This window comes from Actinacidiphila epipremni (assembly GCF_012034175.1).
Classification (GTDB): Bacteria; Actinomycetota; Actinomycetes; order Streptomycetales; family Streptomycetaceae; genus Actinacidiphila; species Actinacidiphila epipremni.
This window is the reverse complement of record NZ_JAATEJ010000077.1, coordinates 1-713: the sequence shown is the minus strand read 5'-3', so window position 1 is coordinate 713 and position 713 is coordinate 1. Positions and strand designations below refer to the sequence as shown.

Genomic DNA, 713 nt, shown 5'->3' with positions numbered 1-713 from the left:
GCCGGTGCAGAAGGACAGCGCCCGCTACAAGACGTCGGCGAAGATCGTGTCCTGCCTGACCAGCGACACCAACCTGCTGGCCACGGACACCACCTTGTCCTACGTCGCCCCCACCAGCACGGTACAGGACCAGCAGGTGGCAAAGGCACCCGAGCTCGCGCCCTGGAAGGCGGCCGTCGGCGCCGCCCGCGGCCGTACCAGCGACGGCCTGGGCATCAAGTACCCGGTCATCTCCGAGCAGATGTGGGGCGCGGTCCAAGGCGCCCTGTCGGGAGCCAAGAGCCCGCAGGCGGCGCTGTCGGCGGCGCAGAAGGCCGCAGAGAACCACCAGGGCTGACCCCGGGGCGCCCTCGCGGCCGACCGAGACCGTGGATACCGTGCAGTCCTCCGGCGTCCACGCCCGACCCCGCCGTGCCGCCGACCGTCCCGGCGGCACGGCGGGCCCCGTCCGCCGTGGCGGAGCCACCAGGCAGGCGGACGGCTTCCGGACCGCCCGCTCCACCGGGCGCCGGACAGTGCGTCACCCCCGATTGAGGAGCACGTATGACCACCGCCCAGGTCGGCGGACCGCAGCAACCGCTGCACACGCCGCGCAGGCGCCTGCGCACCCGGCCTCCCGCACCGCCGCTCAGCCGGCGAGGAGCCCGAACGCCGCAACTGGCGGCCTGGGCGTTCCTTGCCCCGGTCGTCGGCTACCTGGGCGTCTTCTACGT

The 713-nt window shown here is 73.8% G+C and carries 1 pseudogene; it reads left to right on the top strand.

From position 1 onward, the window contains the following. Nucleotides 1-337: pseudogene (locus HCN08_RS34500) on the top strand (sugar ABC transporter substrate-binding protein); the annotation flags it as partial. Nucleotides 338-713: the final 376 nt, after the last annotated feature.